The sequence below is a fragment of the Pelomonas dachongensis genome, from assembly GCF_043555865.1.
Taxonomy (GTDB): Bacteria; Pseudomonadota; Gammaproteobacteria; order Burkholderiales; family Burkholderiaceae_C; genus Pelomonas; species Pelomonas dachongensis.
Genome location: NZ_JBIGHY010000001.1, coordinates 905,903 through 920,837, shown reverse-complemented (window position 1 = coordinate 920,837; position 14,935 = coordinate 905,903). Strand labels below are relative to the sequence as shown.

At 68.6% G+C, this 14,935-nt stretch carries 9 protein-coding genes; 4 read left to right on the top strand and 5 right to left on the bottom strand.

Features of this window, described 5'->3' with window-relative positions; genetic code table 11:
- Window positions 1-57 precede the first annotated feature (57 nt).
- The 5 genes from ACG02S_RS04345 to yicI form a co-directional block, all read right to left on the bottom strand.
- The gene (locus ACG02S_RS04345) at window positions 58-774 is read right to left on the bottom strand and encodes a polysaccharide deacetylase family protein (RefSeq protein ID WP_394469201.1); all 717 of its coding nucleotides are present in this window, start codon (window positions 772-774) and stop codon (window positions 58-60) included.
- Window positions 771-1,991: a glycoside hydrolase family 27 protein gene (locus ACG02S_RS04340; RefSeq protein ID WP_394469200.1), complete on the bottom strand. Its 1,221-nt coding sequence runs from the start codon at window positions 1,989-1,991 to the stop codon at window positions 771-773. The genes ACG02S_RS04345 and ACG02S_RS04340 overlap by 4 nt, the downstream gene beginning before the upstream one ends.
- A 32-nt stretch (window positions 1,992-2,023) precedes the next feature.
- Window positions 2,024-3,325, bottom strand: coding sequence for an MFS transporter (locus tag ACG02S_RS04335; protein ID WP_394469199.1), 1,302 nt, complete (start codon window positions 3,323-3,325; stop codon window positions 2,024-2,026).
- 31 nt (window positions 3,326-3,356) lie between these two features.
- The gene (locus ACG02S_RS04330; protein ID WP_394469198.1) at window positions 3,357-5,081 is read right to left on the bottom strand and encodes a glycoside hydrolase family 9 protein; all 1,725 of its coding nucleotides are present in this window, start codon (window positions 5,079-5,081) and stop codon (window positions 3,357-3,359) included.
- A gap of 98 nt (window positions 5,082-5,179) precedes the next feature.
- Window positions 5,180-7,462 (bottom strand): alpha-xylosidase, encoded by a 2,283-nt coding sequence (gene yicI, locus ACG02S_RS04325; RefSeq protein WP_394469197.1) that lies wholly within the window; start codon window positions 7,460-7,462, stop codon window positions 5,180-5,182.
- Window positions 7,463-7,730: 268 nt separating this feature from the next.
- On the opposite strand from yicI, the gene ACG02S_RS04320 reads away from it, so the two are divergent.
- The 4 genes from ACG02S_RS04320 to ACG02S_RS04305 all read left to right on the top strand — a co-directional run bounded on the left by ACG02S_RS04320 (window position 7,731) and on the right by ACG02S_RS04305 (window position 14,922).
- The gene (locus ACG02S_RS04320) at window positions 7,731-8,963 is read left to right on the top strand and encodes an ROK family transcriptional regulator (protein WP_394469196.1); all 1,233 of its coding nucleotides are present in this window, start codon (window positions 7,731-7,733) and stop codon (window positions 8,961-8,963) included.
- Entirely contained in the window at window positions 8,963-10,411 is a 1,449-nt protein-coding gene (gene xylB / locus ACG02S_RS04315) for a xylulokinase (protein WP_394469195.1), read from the top strand. The genes ACG02S_RS04320 and xylB overlap by 1 nt, the downstream gene beginning before the upstream one ends.
- Before the next feature lie 12 nt (window positions 10,412-10,423).
- Complete coding sequence (xylA, locus tag ACG02S_RS04310; protein ID WP_394469194.1) at window positions 10,424-11,737, top strand: xylose isomerase; 1,314 nt, start codon at window positions 10,424-10,426, stop codon at window positions 11,735-11,737.
- A gap of 185 nt (window positions 11,738-11,922) precedes the next feature.
- Window positions 11,923-14,922: a TonB-dependent receptor gene (locus ACG02S_RS04305; protein ID WP_394469193.1), complete on the top strand. Its 3,000-nt coding sequence runs from the start codon at window positions 11,923-11,925 to the stop codon at window positions 14,920-14,922.
- Window positions 14,923-14,935 lie beyond the last annotated feature (13 nt).

Sequence of the window (14,935 nt, the reverse complement as noted above, 5' to 3'; positions counted from 1 at the left end):
CGGCGGCAGCCTCGGTCAGCTCACCGTACTGTCAATGCAGTCCCTACCAGGCGCACCTTACTCCCAGCGCAGATGCACCACTCGGTAGCCCTTGGCCTTCAGCGCCTGCAGCAGGAAGGGCATCGCATGCGCTGTCTGATCCTGCGCATCGTGCAGCAGCACGATGCCGCCACCGCGCTGGGCCAATTGGCCCAGCAGCTTGTCGGCCAGCATTTGCGGTGTCTGGCTCGGTAGCCAGTCCTCGGCGCCAGCGTCGACGGACATGACGGTCAGGCTGCGCGCTTGCAGCGCAGCGAGCAAGACCGGCGACTCGGCGAGATACGGAAAGCGGTAGGCCGCCGGTTCCTGGCCCAGTACGTCGCGGTAGGCGGCCTGCATCGCTTCCAGGTCGGCCAGCTGCGCCGCAGCGGGCTGCTGGCTGAAGTTGTCGTGCCGGAAGCCGTGCATGCCGACCGTGTGGCCGGCGTCGCGCACCTGGCGGGCCAGCGCGGCGTGCTGGCGCAATGGCTCGCCGTTTATGAAGAAGCTGGCCTTCACGCATTGGTCCGCCAGCGCCTTCAGCACGAGAGGCGTGGACTCGGGCCGTGGGCCATCGTCGAAGGTCAGTACGACCTCGCCGGGCACCAGCCCGGGCAGCGCGGCATGCTGGGCCGCGCCCCAGGCGGCGGCCTCGCGCTTGAGCGTCAGCGTGCGCGAGGTGCCCAGCGCATCGGGGCCGCAGGCAGCCTGCGCAACCCCGGCCATGCACAACGCCGCCACGACGAGCGCCTTCAACGCGCCAGCTCCGGCGTGATGCGCCACATCAGCACGCCGTGCGAGGGGACGCTGCCGGCCACGCGGCCCGTGACGCCCTTCCTGACCTCGCCGCTCCACAGGTTGCGCGTCTGCACGCGCGCGTCGGCGGGCAGGTTCAGCAGCGCCCAGTCGGCCGCCATGTCGACGGCCTTGGCGCCACGGTTGAACAGCACGACGGCGACGTCGCCACCCTGCAGCGGACGCGTCCAGACTTCAAGGTCGCCATCCTTGCGCACGCGGCGCGCGGCCTGGCCGAGCGGGTCCTGGTCCACGGCGATGACGTCCTTGTTGGTCAGGATGCGACGCGTGTCGGCGTCCATCTTGGCCATGTCGTTGCCAGCCACCAGCGGGGCGGCCAGCATGGCCCACAGCGAGAAGTGACTCTCGTACTCGGTGACTGTCATGCCGCCGTTGCCGACTTCCAGCATGTCGGGGTCGGGCCAGCGGTTGGGGCCGGCGTAGCGCCAGTTGTCGACGTTGAGGTCCAGGATGTTGGTCATGCCGATGGACCAGTCCTTCTTGCCCTCCCAGGCGTCGAAGATGTCGCCGGTGGTGCGCCACAGGTGGCCCACGTCGGGACCCCAGCGCTGCGGCTGGTGCGTGCCCCACTCGCAGATGGACAGCACGATGTCGCGGCCCGACTCGCGCAACGCCTTGGCCATGATGGTGTAGGCTGCCTCGGCGTTGCGCGGGCCGGTGTAGCACCAGTCGTACTTCAGCCAGTCAACGCCCCACTTGGCGTACTGGCGCGCGTCCTGGAACTCGTGGCCGGCGCTGCCGGGGCGGCCGCCGCAGGTCAGCGCGCCGGCGTCGGAGTACAGGCCGAACTTCAGGCCCTTGCTGTGTACGTAGTCGGCCAGCGCCTTCATGCCGCTGGGGAAGCGCTCCGGGTCGGCCTGGATGTTGCCGTCAGCGTCGCGGCTCTTCTGCCAGCAGTCGTCGATCACGATGTACTTGTAGCCCGCGTCGCGCATGCCGCTGGCGACCATGGCGTCGGCCTGCTCGCGGATCAGCTTCTCGCTGACGTCGCACTTGAACTTGTTCCACGAGTTCCAGCCCATGGGCGGCGTGGGGAGCAGTTGGGGCTTGGGGGCGTCGAGCTTCAGCGTCTCGTGCGGTTGCTGCGCCTGCGCGGGCAGCGCGGCCAACAGCGGCATCAGCAGCACGGCGCCGAGGCGCCAAAGCGTGGTCTTCATCGTGTTTGTCTCCTGTGGTTTTTCTGTCGTCGTCAGTGTCCGTGCACGGCTTCCGCGGGCTCGTCCTTGCTGTCGTGCGGGAACGGCGCCAGCCAGGCCAGGATGACCGGCGGCACCGAGAACACCAGCACCCAGCCAAAGAAGTGCAGGTAGTCGTGGCTCACGTAGTTCCACAGCAGGCCGCTGACGCTGCCGGTGCCCCACTTGGTCAGCGCCATGACGCCAGTGGCCATCGCGTAATGCGCCATGCGGAAGGGGCCGGGGGCGATCTGCTGCATCATGTACAGCATGTGGCCGACCGAGCCCATGCCGAAGCCGAACTTCTCTATGGCCACGATGACGGCGATGGTGACCGTGTCGGTCGGCATCGTCTCGGCCAGGTAGAAATAGGTCAGGTGCGGCACGTTCAGGATCAGCGCCAGCGTGAAGAAGCTGCGCGGCAACGTGCGGCGCGCCACCAGAAAGCCCCCCAGGAAGGCGCCGGCAATGAAGGTCAGCGTGCCGACCGTGCCGTTGATGTGGCCCAGCGCCTCGTTATCCAGGCCCAGGCCGCCGGCCGCGCGCGCATCCAGCAGGAACAGCGGGCCGAACTTCTCGATGAAGCCCTCGCCGAAACGGTAAAAGAAGATGACGGCCAGCATCATCCAGATCTGCGGCTTTTGGAAAAACGTGACCCACGCCTCGGTGGTGGACTTCATGCCGCCCGCGAAGCCCTGGCCGTGCAGGTGCGACGGCGAGCCCGGCGGCAGCACGCGCAGGTGGTAGACGCCGAAGATGGCCATCGCCGCCGCGGCCAGCGACACCACCACCATCCAGCACTGCACCCAGCTCATGCCGTGGTGGTTGTGCAGGTAGCCGGTCAGCGACACGAACAGGCCCGACCCGAGCACCGCACCCAGGTTCCAGCACATGCCCTGCAAGCCGGCATAGCGCGCCTGGTCGGTCTTGCTGACGGTGGTCATGAACACGCCGTCGGCGCAGGTGTCCTGCGTGGCGGACGCGAAGCCCACGAGCCAGAAGAACGCCAGCGACAGCTTGAAGAAGCCCTCGGTGGGCAGACACAGCGCGACGAGCGCCAGCCCCGCGGCCATCGTGAACTCCATGCTGATGACCCAGAAACGTTTGCTGCGGTAGGTCTCCAGCAGCGGCGCCCACAGCGGCTTCAGCACCCAGGGCAGGTACATCTGCGAGGTGTACAGCGCGATGTCCTCGTTGGGCACGCCCAGGTTCTTGTAGATGATGGCAGCGACCACGCCCACCATCACGTTGGGCAGGCCCATCGCGAGGTAGAGCGAGGGCACCCAGACCAGCGGATGGCGAGTCGTCGAGGACATGCAGTCTCCGTTGTTGTTATTCCCGCGCCGCTCAGCGAACGGCCGGCGTCAGCGCCTGTAGCGCGGCGGACACGTAGACGAGCGGCGCATTCCAGTTGATGGCGACCTCGTTGGCCGCATAGCTGCAGCCATGATCGATGTACGCGAGCGCCGGCAACGCGGACGGATAGGGCGGGCAGTTCTTCTGGTCCTGCCGGCCGGGGTTGGGGCCACCCACGATGAAACCGGGCACCGGGTCTGCAACGCCGTCGGCCTCCGAGGGGCGGTGGTGCGGATGCATGGGCGAGCGCTGGCCGAAGCCGGTCACGTAGCTCATGCCCAGCGGGTTGCGGCCCAGCACGTAGTCCAGCACGGACTGCGCGGCGTCCAGCTGCACGCGCGTGCCGCCGATGCGGTAGGCCTGGATCAGCATCAGCGCCTGGTTCAGCGCGTGGGCGTTGCTGCCCCACACGTAGTCGCCGGGGGACTCCATCGTCAGCCGGTAGGCCGAGGCCTGCCAGGTGGCTGCCAGCTCGTCACCGAAGGCGCGCACGCGCTTCGTCACCAGCTCGGCATCGGCGGCGGAGAGCTTGTCGCGGTTCTGCGCCAGGCTCATCCACGCCAGACCACCCACGTCGCCCCAGCCGGGCACGCGTACCGTCTGCCGGTCCAGCGCCAGCGCATCGCGGTAGGCGGCCTCGCCGGTGCTCAGGTAGAGCTCGGTGGCGGCCCAGGCGAACTCGTCGTCCAGCTGCGTGTCGCCGTACTCGCCGGTGCGCACGTCGGGCGGGTTCTTGTAGGCGAGCTGCGGGTTCGCCTGCGCCCAGCGCCACGCGGCGATGGCGGCGCCACGCATGCGCGCGGACAACCCCGGCCGCTGCGCCTCGAACGGCTTGAACACACGACTGGCATGCGCCATCACGGCGGCGAAGTCCAGCGTGGCCGCCGTGCCCTTGGCGACGACGTAGCGCTCGCCGCGCGCCTCATGCGGCATCTGGTTGCCGTCGAAGCCCTTATTGGTGAGCTTGTGATAAACGCCGCCGTCGGCGGGGTCCTGCATGGCCAGCATCCATTCGAGGTTCCACAGCACCTCGTCCAGCACGTCGGGCAGCTCGTTGCCACTCTCGGGGATGTTGAGGTGCTGCGCCTTGAACAGCGCCGGGAACTGCTCGTAGGCAGCCAGCAGCGTGTAGACGGTGATGCCGGAGTTGACGATGTACTTGTTGTAGTCGCCGGCGTCGTACCAGCCCTTGGGGGCGGACAGCCGCGTGCCTTCGGGGCGCTTGTCGCTGGCGGCGGATGCATGCACCCGCACGTCGGTGTCGGGGTGGCCCGCGGGGCGCGCCCAGGCGCCGGCGTGACTCGCTTCCAACGCGGTGCTGGCCCGGTTGAAGTAGAAGGCCTTCAGGGTGGCGGCCGTGAGTGCAGCGTAGACATCGGGCGCGACGCGGATGCGCACCGGCGACGCCTGGCCGTCGACACGCAGCTCGTAGTCGCCCGGCGCAGTCAGCGCCGAGAAGTCGGCCAGCCGCACGGCCTGGCCGGCCGGCGCCCAGGCGCGTGCGGCGCTCGCGCGGCCACGCAGCACGACGGTGTTGGTGCCGGCGCGCACGACGCGGAACTCGTCGCCCGCCGTGGCGGGCAACGCCGCCCACTTGGCGGCGCCTGGCAGATAGCCGAGCTGGTTGACGACGGCGCCGGGTGCCTGCGCCACGGCGGGCAGCGCGGCCAAGGACAGCGCGGAAAGCACAAGTCGCGACAGGAGGGTGAGTTTCATGGCGGCAGCATTTCTGGCAACGTTGTCACGCGGTGGCATCGGGGTCGATGCCCGGTCGGTGGCTACCGATCCGCGCGACCGCGGACCGGTGCCGTCGCTCATGCGCTCCAGCGCAGCTCGCGACCTTCTCCCAGCACGGCGCTGCGACGGCCATCGACCTCCAGGCCCCAGTCGCGCAGGGCGCCCTCGGTGACCTGAGCCGCGTACTGCGAGCCGTTGCGTCTGACCGTGCCGCGGGCCGCGACGTTGCCGTCCAGGCCCACTACCGTGAAGGCCGCGCTGGCGCCGTCAGCCAGCTCGAACACGCGCAGCACGGTGCCGCGCGTGTAGTCGTAGTCCGGCTTCTCGGTTTCCACGCCCCAGGCGATAACGCTGCCCGGCGCGGCGTACAGCGGCATCGACAGGAAGTCGTGCCGCTCGCGGTGCCAGCGGCCGCCGGGCTTCTTCTCGCCACTCAGCAGGTGGGTCCAGGTTCCCGAACCCTCAGATCCAGGCAGGTAGAAGTCCACCTCGCCGTCCTCCGTGAACACCGGCGCCACCAGCAGCGACTCGCCCAGCTGGTACTGGCGGTCCAGCGGTGCGCAGGCCGGGTCCTGCGGGTACTCCATCATCATCGAGCGCATCAGCGGCACGCCGGTCTCGGTCGCCTCGTGGGCGGTGGCGTAGAGGTAGGGCATGAGCTGGTGCTTGAGCCGCGTGAACACGCGCAGCACATCGCAGCTCTCCTCGTCTACCAGCCACGGCACGCGGTAGAAGCTACTGCCGTGCAGCCGGCTGTGCGAGGACATCAGACCGAACTGGATCCAGCGCTTGTACACGGCCGGAGGCGGGTTGCCCTCGAAGCCGCCGATGTCGTGGCTCCAGAATGCGAAGCCGCAGCTGGTCAGCGACAGGCCGCCGCGCAGGCTCTCGGCCATGGACTCGAAGTTGCTCCAGCAGTCGCCGCCCCAGTGCACCGGGAAGCGCTGACCCGACGCATACGTGGAGCGTGCGAACACGATGGCGTCCTTGCCCTGCACTTCTTCCAGCAGCTCGAACACGGCCTGGTTGTAGTGCAGCGCGTAGAGGTTGTGCATCTCGACGGGGTCGGAGCCGTCGAAGTACGCCACGCCCTCGCTCGGGATGCGCTCGCCGAAGTCGGTCTTGAAGCAATCCGCGCCCATAGCCAGCAGCCGGCGCAGGTGGCCCTGGTACCAGGCCTTGGCGGCCGGGTTCGTGAAGTCCACGATGGCCATGCCGGGCTGCCACTGGTCGGTCTGGAACGTGAGCCCGTTGGTCCTCTTGATGAAGTAGCCGTGCTTCACGCCTTCGGCGAACAGCGGTGAGCGCTGCGCCACGTAGGGGTTAATCCACAAGCTGATCTTCAGGCCCTTGGCATGCAGGCGCTTCAGCATCGCCTCGGGTTCGGGGAAGCCGCGCGGGTCCCACTCGAAGTCGCACCACTGGAACTCGCGCATCCAGAAGCAGTCGAAGTGGAAGACCGACAGCGGCAGCTCGCGCCGCGCCATCTCGTCAATGAAATGGGTGGCCGTGGCCTCGTCGTACTGCGTCGTGAACGAGGTCGTCAGCCACAGGCCGAAGCTCCAGGCCGGCGGCAGCGGCGAGCGGCCTGTCAGCGCTGTCAACCGGCGCGTAACTTCCTTGGGCGTGGGGCCGGCAATGACGCAGTAGTCCAGGCTCTCGCCCTCGCGGCTGAACTGCACGCGCGCCACCTTCTCCGAGCCGACCTCGAAGGACACCGGGCCGGCCTCGTTGACCAGCACGCCGTAGCCCTTGCTGGTCATGTAGAACGGAACGCTCTTGTAGGCCTGCTCGCAAGCCGTGCCGCCGTCGCGGTTGCTGTTCTCGACGATCTGGCCGTTCTTGACCCACGGCGTGAAGCGCTCGCCCAGGCCATAGACGTTCTCGCCGACGGCCAGCGTCAGCTGCTCGTGGACGTGGTTGCCCTTCGTGCCCCACTGCACGTAGCCCAGACTGCGCCAGTCGCTCTTGGTCAACACGCGGCCGCCTTCGCGGAACACCAGGCTCCAGCCCTCGCCCTTCTTCACCTCGACGGACAGCGGGCCGGTGGTCAGCGTGGCGTGGGTGTCGGACTGGGTGACCTGCACGGTCGGGTGGTCGGCGCCGGGCATGGGCACGTGCAGGCGCGGCGGCTGCGACGCGCTGTAGTGCTCCACGCTGACGCGCACGACGCCACTGCTGGGCGACGTCAGCGTCACGGTCAGCGTGGGGCCTTGCAGCGTGTCGCCACGGTGCTTGATGGGGCGGGTCGTGGCGAGCACGACCAGCCGGTCTGCGTGGGCTTCAACGGCATAGACCTCAGCCGCGTAATGCGCGGCGACGCCTGGCTGAAGCATCCACTGTCCGTCAGTGAACTTCATCGGGTGGCTTCCTTTGTCTCCGATCGACCGGCGTCGCCGCCGGCCACTAATGTCTGTCTTCTGTTTCAGCGCGCCCCGACCGGGGCCGGGCCGAAGGGCTGACACGCGGTGCGCCACAAGGGCCTGACCCCGTAAGGGCCAGCGCGCGGCGCGATCTTCGTTGCGCGGGTGCCAAACGCGCTAGGGGCTTACACCCAATTTACTTCGTGCGACGGCCGAACTAATATGCCGCCAAAGCCTGCCCGAGCAGGCACCAAGGAGACATCGCTTGCAGGCTGAAGCCGCCGGCAGCCAACAGCTGCTCAAGGTCACCAATCGCATGGCACTGGTCAGGCGTCTGTGCGTCCAGCCGGGGCTGTCGCGCGCCGATCTGGCGGGCGCGGTCGGCCTGACCAAGTCCACCGTGAGCCTGCTGGTGCGCGAGCTGGTGGCCGAGGGCTGGCTGGTCGAAAGCGCCGTGGTGGCCACCGGCGATCTCGGCCGCCGCCCCACGCCGCTGTTCATCGACCCCGACCGCCTGCTGCTGCTGGGCGCCGAGGTCGGCATCGAATCCGTGCGCGTGGTCGCCACGTCTCTGACGGGTGACCTGCGCGCCAGCGCTACCGCCAACTATGGCGCCAGCCGCACCGCCAAGGCCTGCATCCACAGCCTGGCCGCCGCGCTGCTGAAACTGCGCCGGCAGCTGGACGCGAGCCAGCAGGTGCTGGGCATCGGCGTGGGCCTGCCGGGCGGCGTCAACGAGGCGCGCGGCGTGCTGCACTTCGCCCCCAACCTGGGCTGGCGCGACGTGCCATTTGGCGCGCTGCTGGGCGACAAGCTGCGGGACACGCTGCTGGACGGCGTGCCACTGTTCATCCAGAACGAAGCCGATGTCGCAGCCCTCGGCGAGCTGGAGTTCAATCCCACGCCGGCCTCCGACCCGCTGCTGTATGTGTCCATCAACCAGGGCCTGGGCGCCGGCGTCGTCGTTGGTGACCGGCTGCTGACCGGCAGCCGCGGCTTTGCCGGCGAGGTGGGCCACATGGTGCTGCAGCTGAACGGCCCGCGCTGCTCGTGTGGCCGCCGCGGCTGCGCCGAGGCGCTGATCGCGACCCGCGCCATGCTGGGCGACAGCGAAGACCCGACCGCGCTGCGCTCGCTGGCCGAGGTGCGCGCGCACCTGGTCGACGAAGACCCGCTGACGCTGAAGGCCGTCCACTCCGCGGGCCGCTACCTGGGCGTGCTGCTGCAGAACCTGGCCACCGCCTACGACCCCGCCGGCATCGTGCTGGGCGGCTCGGTGGTGGAACTGGGCGAGCCCTTCCTGCAGCCCGCGCTGGACACGCTGCTGGACTACGCCGGCGCCGCCAACATGCCGCCGCCGCCCGTGCGCATCTCCCGCTTCGGCGCCAATGCCGTCGCGGTGGGCGCTGCGGCGCTGGCCCGCTACCGGCTCACCCGCCCGGCGCTGCCGCTCAGCGACAGCGGCGTGGCGATCGCAGAAGCCGAGGAGACCGTCTGATGTTCCTGGGTATCGATCTCGGCACCTCCGAAGTCAAGCTGCTGCTGCTCGACGACACGGGGGGCATCGTCGGCACCGCCGGCAGCACGCTGACGCTGCAGAGTCCCCAACCGCAATGGTCCGAGCAGAACCCCACCGACTGGTGGCGCGCCACCGGCGAGGCGGCGTCACGGCTGCGCAGCGCACACCCGGCCGAGTTCGCTGCCGTGCGCGGCATCGGCCTGTCCGGCCAGATGCACGGCGCGGTGCTGCTGGATGCGTCCGACGCCGTGCTGCGCCCCGCCATCCTGTGGAACGACGGCCGCAGCCATGCCGAGTGCGCCGAGCTGACGGCCGCAGCGCCCGCCCTGCAAGACATCGCCGGCAACCTGGCCATGCCTGGGTTCACCGCGCCCAAGCTGCTGTGGGTGCGGAAGCACGAGCCTGACATCTTCGCGCGCACGGCCAGCGTGCTGCTGCCCAAGGACTGGCTGCGCCTGCAGCTGACCGGCGACAAGGTCTCCGACCCGTCCGACGCCGCCGGCACGCTGTGGCTGGACGTGGCGCGCCGCGACTGGTCCGACGAACTGCTGGCCGCCACCGGCCTCACGCGAGCCCACATGCCTCGTCTGGTGGAAGCCAGCCAGCCCAGCGGCGTGCTCAAGCCCGAGCTGGCCGCCACTTGGGGCCTGGGCGCCGACGTCATCGTGGCCGGCGGTGCCGGCGACAACGCCGCCAGCGCCATCGGCATCGGGGCCACGGCCCCGGGCGACGGCTTCATCTCGCTGGGCACGTCCGGCGTGCTCTTCGTCGTCAACGATCGCTTTGCGCCCAACCCTGCTTCGGCCGTGCACGCCTTCTGCCACGCGCTCCCGTCACGCTGGCACCAGATGAGCGTGATGCTGTCCGCGGCCAGCTGCCTGCGTTGGTTCTGCACGTTGGTGGGCCGCGACGAGGCAGCGCTGCTGGCCGAGCTGACGCCGGATGACAGCGCAGTCAACGCACCCCTCTTCCTGCCCTACCTCACCGGCGAACGCACGCCGCACAACGACCCGTTCGCGCCCGGCGTGTTCCATGGCCTGAAGGCTGCCACGACGCGCGCCGACTGCACCTACGCCGTGCTCGAGGGCGTGGCCTTCGGCCTCGCCGACGGGCTGGACGCGCTGCGTGCCGCGGGTACCGAAGTGCAGCAGCTGTCCCTGGTTGGCGGCGGCTCGCGCAGCCCCTACTGGGCGCAGCTGATCGCCGATGTGCTGGACGTGGAGCTGGTCGTGCATGCCGGCAGCGAAGCCGGCGGCGCGTTGGGCGCTGCACGGCTGGGCTGGCTCTCCACCGGCGGCACGGTCGACACCGTCTGCACCCGCCCTGACATCTCAGCGCACTTCGCGCCCCACCCTGATCGCCATGCCCGCCTGGCCCCACGCCTGGCGCGCTTTCGTGACCTGTACCGCCGCCTGCGCGGCGCATGACCTGACCCTGACATGAGCTATTTCGAACACATCCAGCCCATCCGCTTCGAGGGCGCCGACAGCCCCAACGACCTGGCCTTCAAGCACTACGACAAGGACCGCATCGTGTTGGGCCGGCGCATGGAAGAGCACCTGCGCTTCGCCGTCTGCTACTGGCACAACTTCGTCTGGACCGGCCTGGACCCGTTCGGCGGCGCCACCTTCGAGCGACCGTGGTTCCAGGGCGGCAGCCCGATGGAGCTGGCCCAGCTGAAGGCCGACGCCGCATTCGAGTTCTTCGCCAAGCTGGGCGTGCCCTACTACTGCTTCCATGACCGCGATGTCGCCCCAGAGGGCTCGACGCCGCGTGAGAGCCAGGACAACTTCAAGCGCATCGTTGACGTGCTCGGCGAGAAGCAGCAGGCCACGGGCCTCAAGTTGCTGTGGGGCACCGCCAACCTATTCAGCCACCGTCGCTTCATGTCGGGCGCGGCCAGCAACCCCGACCCCGAGATCTTCAAGATGGCGGCGCTGCAGGTGCGCGACGCGCTGGAGGCCACGCTCAAGCTGGGCGGCGAGAACTATGTGCTGTGGGGCGGCCGCGAAGGCTACGAGACGCTGCTGAACACCCGCCTGGGTCAGGAACTGGACCAGCTGGGCCGCTTCCTCAACATGGTCGTCGAGCACAAGCACAAGATCGGCTTCAAGGGTGCCGTCCTCATCGAGCCCAAGCCGCGCGAGCCGTCCAAGCACCAGTACGACTTCGACACCGCCACCGTCTACGGCTTCCTCGTGCGCTACGGCCTGGAGAAGGAGGTCAAGGTCAACATCGAGGCCAACCACGCGACGCTGTCGGGGCACAGCTTCGAGCACGAGATCGCGACCGCCGGTGCTCTGGGCATCCTGGGCAGCCTGGACATGAACCGCGGCGACCCGCAGCTGGGCTGGGACACCGACCAGTTCCCCAACAACGTGCCCGAGACGGCCGTCGCGCTGTACGAGGTGCTCAAGGCCGGCGGCCTGGGCTCCGGCGGCCTGAACTTTGACGCCAAGGTGCGCCGCCAGTCCATCGACGCGGCCGACCTGTTCCACGGCCACATCGGCGGCATGGATGTGTGCGCGCAGGCGCTGCTGATCGCCGAGAAGATGATCAACGACGGCCGCCTGCAAGCCGCGCAGGACGCGCGGTATGCCGGCTGGGACACGCCGGCTGGCCAGGCCATCCTGAACGGCCAGCGCTCGCTGACCGATCTGGCCGACGAGGTGCTCGCGAAGAACACCGACGTCGCCCCCGTCTCCGGCCGCCAGGAAGTGCTGGAGAACCTCGTCAACCGCTTCTGCGCCTGACCGCCTCACGCGGCACCGCCTGACCACGCGCCCACCGGCAACGCTGACATGACAACCACCACAGGCGCGGCCAGCCCCGGCCGGCGCGCGCGATGTTGACCCCGCTTCCGTTCCCGCCGAACCCGTAGCAGTAACCCGGCAATACCAGCCCCACGTGCCAACGAGCACATCGAGAGGAGACAACTGTGAACCAGCACCAGAGAACTGCCATTTCCCTTGCCGCCGCCCAGGCCGCCCTGCTATGCAGTGGCCTGGCGATGGCGCAGACCCCGGCCCCGCCGGCCGCCGCCGCCTCCGCGCCCGTGCAGAAGGTCGAGACCGTCGTCGTCAGCGGCCGCCGCGCGGCGCTGGAGTCGGCGCAGAAGATCAAGCAGAACGCCGACGAGATCGTCGACTCCATCGTCGCCGACGACATCGGCAAGCTGCCCGACCAGTCCGTCACCGAGGTGCTGCAACGCGTCGTCGGCGTGACCATCGACCGCACCATGGCCAAGAACGACCCCGAGCATTACTCGGTGGAAGGCTCCAGCGTCAACATCCGCGGCCTGTCGTACGTGCGCTCCGAAGTCAACGGCCGCGACACCTTCTCCGCCAACGGCGGCCGGGCGCTGAACTTCGAGGACGTGCCGCCCGAACTGCTGGCCGCGGTGGACGTGTTCAAGAACCCGTCGGCCACCCAGATCGAGGGCTCCATCGGCGGCCTGGTGAACCTGCGCACCGCCATGCCGTTCGACAACCCCGGCTTCAAGGGCCACGTCACGGCCGTCGGCAAGTACAACGAACTGCAGGGCAAGTTCAGCCCCTCGGCCTCCGGCCTGCTGTCCAACCGCTGGAAAACCGAACTCGGCGACGTCGGCATGCTGGTGAGCCTGGCGCACAGCAAGAGCTCCACCCGCACCGACCTGTGGCAGGTCGAGCCGTACTACAAGATCGACGGCACGCACTGGGCGCCCAAGGGCGCGCAATGGCGCGACTCCAACTTCGAACGCAACCGCAACGGGCTGTACGGCGCACTGCAGTGGAAGAAGGACGACCTCAGCAGCTCGCTGACCTACTTCCAGTCCAAGTACCGCATGCAGTGGGACGAGAACGCGCTGTTCGCGCAGACCAACCCCTGGAACCTCGTCCTGGGCAGCGACGCGAAGTACAACAGCAACAACGTCTTCGTCAGCGGCACGCTGACCGCACCGGCCGACGGCGGCGTCAACTTCGGCGCCGACACGCGCTACATGACGCGCAACTCCAAGACCAAGGACCTGGGCTGGAACCTGGCCTGGAAGGCCAGCGACCGCTGGAGCTTCAGCACCGACCTGCAGCTGGTCAAGTCGGACACCAACGCTTTCGACTCCACCGTCGCCACCGGCCTGCTGATGCCCAAGGAGACGCTGGACCTGACCGGCTCCACGCCGCGCGTGGTGTTCGACGCCAGCGACCTGGCCTCGCTGCAAAACAAGGCCAACTACTACTGGGCGTTCACGATGGAACACCTGGACCGCAGCAAGGCCGAGCAGAAGGCCTGGCGCGCGGACGGCAAGTTCAACTTCGACCACGCCGTGCTGCAGGACCTGAGCTTCGGCGTGCGCCTGACCGACCGCGATGCGAAGACCACCAAGACGGTGCCGGACTACAACTGGTCCGCCATCACGCAGACCTGGCAACGCGGCTGGGACATCAGCGACGTCGCCTACCTCAGCGACCCGCGTTTCAACGCCCCGACCCGGCTGCACACGTTCAACAACTTCTTCGGCGGCCAGAGCGTGCCGGCGGTCTACGTGCCCGACGTGTCGCTGGCCAAGGACTACCCGACCAGCTACCAGCTGCTGCACAAATACCACGACGAAGTGCTGTGCCTCCCGCAGCCCTGCGGCGGCCGCACGCCCTGGGCGCCGGCCAGCTTCGGCACCAACCCGGCGGGCGACAACGAGCAGCACGAGCGCACGCAGGCTGCCTACGCGCAGTTGCGCTTCGACTTCACCGACTCAGGCGCCCCCATCGACGGCAACGTCGGCCTGCGCGCCGTGCGCACGGAGATGAAGGCTGCCGGCTACACGGTGTTCACCTACAACCCTGGCATCCCGGCCGGCGCACCCGTGAGCGGCGTGCCAGTGCCCGTCATCGCCAGCTTCGCCGCGCCGATGAGCGCCGAGCAGGACTACGTCAACGTGCTGCCCAGCCTGAACCTGCGCTTCAAGGCCAGCGACAAGCTGCAGTTCCGTGCCGCCGTCGCCAAGGGCGTGTCCCGCCCCGACTTCGCGGACATGCAGGCCTACACGTCGATGGAGCTGACGACCACGAAGCGCACCGTGCCCAGCACGACACCGGGCGTCCCTGACTCCGTCATCGTCGACGCCGTCAACTTCAGCGGCACGGCCAACGGCAACCCGCTGCTGAAGCCGGTCAAGTCCACGCAGTTCGACCTGACGGCCGAGTGGTACTTCGCCCGCAACGGCTCGCTGACGCTGGCGCTGTTCAACAAACAGCTGGACGACATCATCGTGAAGCAGTCGGCCACGACCGTGCTGCGCGACGCGGCGAACAACCCGCTGAACTTCACCGTCACCTCGCCGGTGAACGGCGCAAAGGGGCACGCCCGCGGCTTCGAGATCGCCTTCCAACGCTATCTCGACATGCTGCCGGGCTGGATGTCGGGCTTCGGCGTGCAGGCCAACTACACCTACGTCGACAGCAAGACCAAGCCCTACAACCCCGTCACGACGCCGTTCTGCGCCGGCACCAGCACCAACGCCGACAACCTGAACCTGAACATCAATGGTTGCGACACCGACGGTCGCACCTTCGGCAACCTGCCGCTGACCAACCTGTCCAGGAACGCCTACAACCTGGCGCTGCTGTACGACTACGGCTCGTTCTCGGCGCGCGTGGCCTACAGCTGGCGTTCCAAGTACCTGCAGGGCGTCAACGTCAACGGCACCCGGGGCGGTGACGGCCGCCTGGCTGACGGCACCAGCGTCGCCTTTGCGCTGCCGACCTGGAGCGACGACTACGGCCAGGTCGATGCCGGCGTCAACTACCGCATCACCGACAAGTTCAGCGTCAGCCTGGAAGCGCAGAACCTGAACAACGCGCTGGCCCGCCAGTTGATGCAGCAGAACATCGGCCTGATGGCCCGCGCCGTCAACTACACCGGCCGCCGCTACTCGGTGCAGGCCAGCTACTCGTTCTAACCTCCGGCAATTC

Coding starts and splice junctions, on each gene's coding strand:
- ACG02S_RS04340 (WP_394469200.1), bottom strand. CDS start 1,991: ATGAAGACCACGCTTTGGCGCCTCGGCGCCGTGCTGCTGATGCCGCTG.
- ACG02S_RS04335 (WP_394469199.1), bottom strand. CDS start 3,325: ATGTCCTCGACGACTCGCCATCCGCTGGTCTGGGTGCCCTCGCTCTAC.
- xylB (WP_394469195.1), top strand. CDS start 8,963: ATGTTCCTGGGTATCGATCTCGGCACCTCCGAAGTCAAGCTGCTGCTG.
- xylA (WP_394469194.1), top strand. CDS start 10,424: ATGAGCTATTTCGAACACATCCAGCCCATCCGCTTCGAGGGCGCCGAC.
- ACG02S_RS04330 (WP_394469198.1), bottom strand. CDS start 5,081: ATGAAACTCACCCTCCTGTCGCGACTTGTGCTTTCCGCGCTGTCCTTG.
- yicI (WP_394469197.1), bottom strand. CDS start 7,462: ATGAAGTTCACTGACGGACAGTGGATGCTTCAGCCAGGCGTCGCCGCG.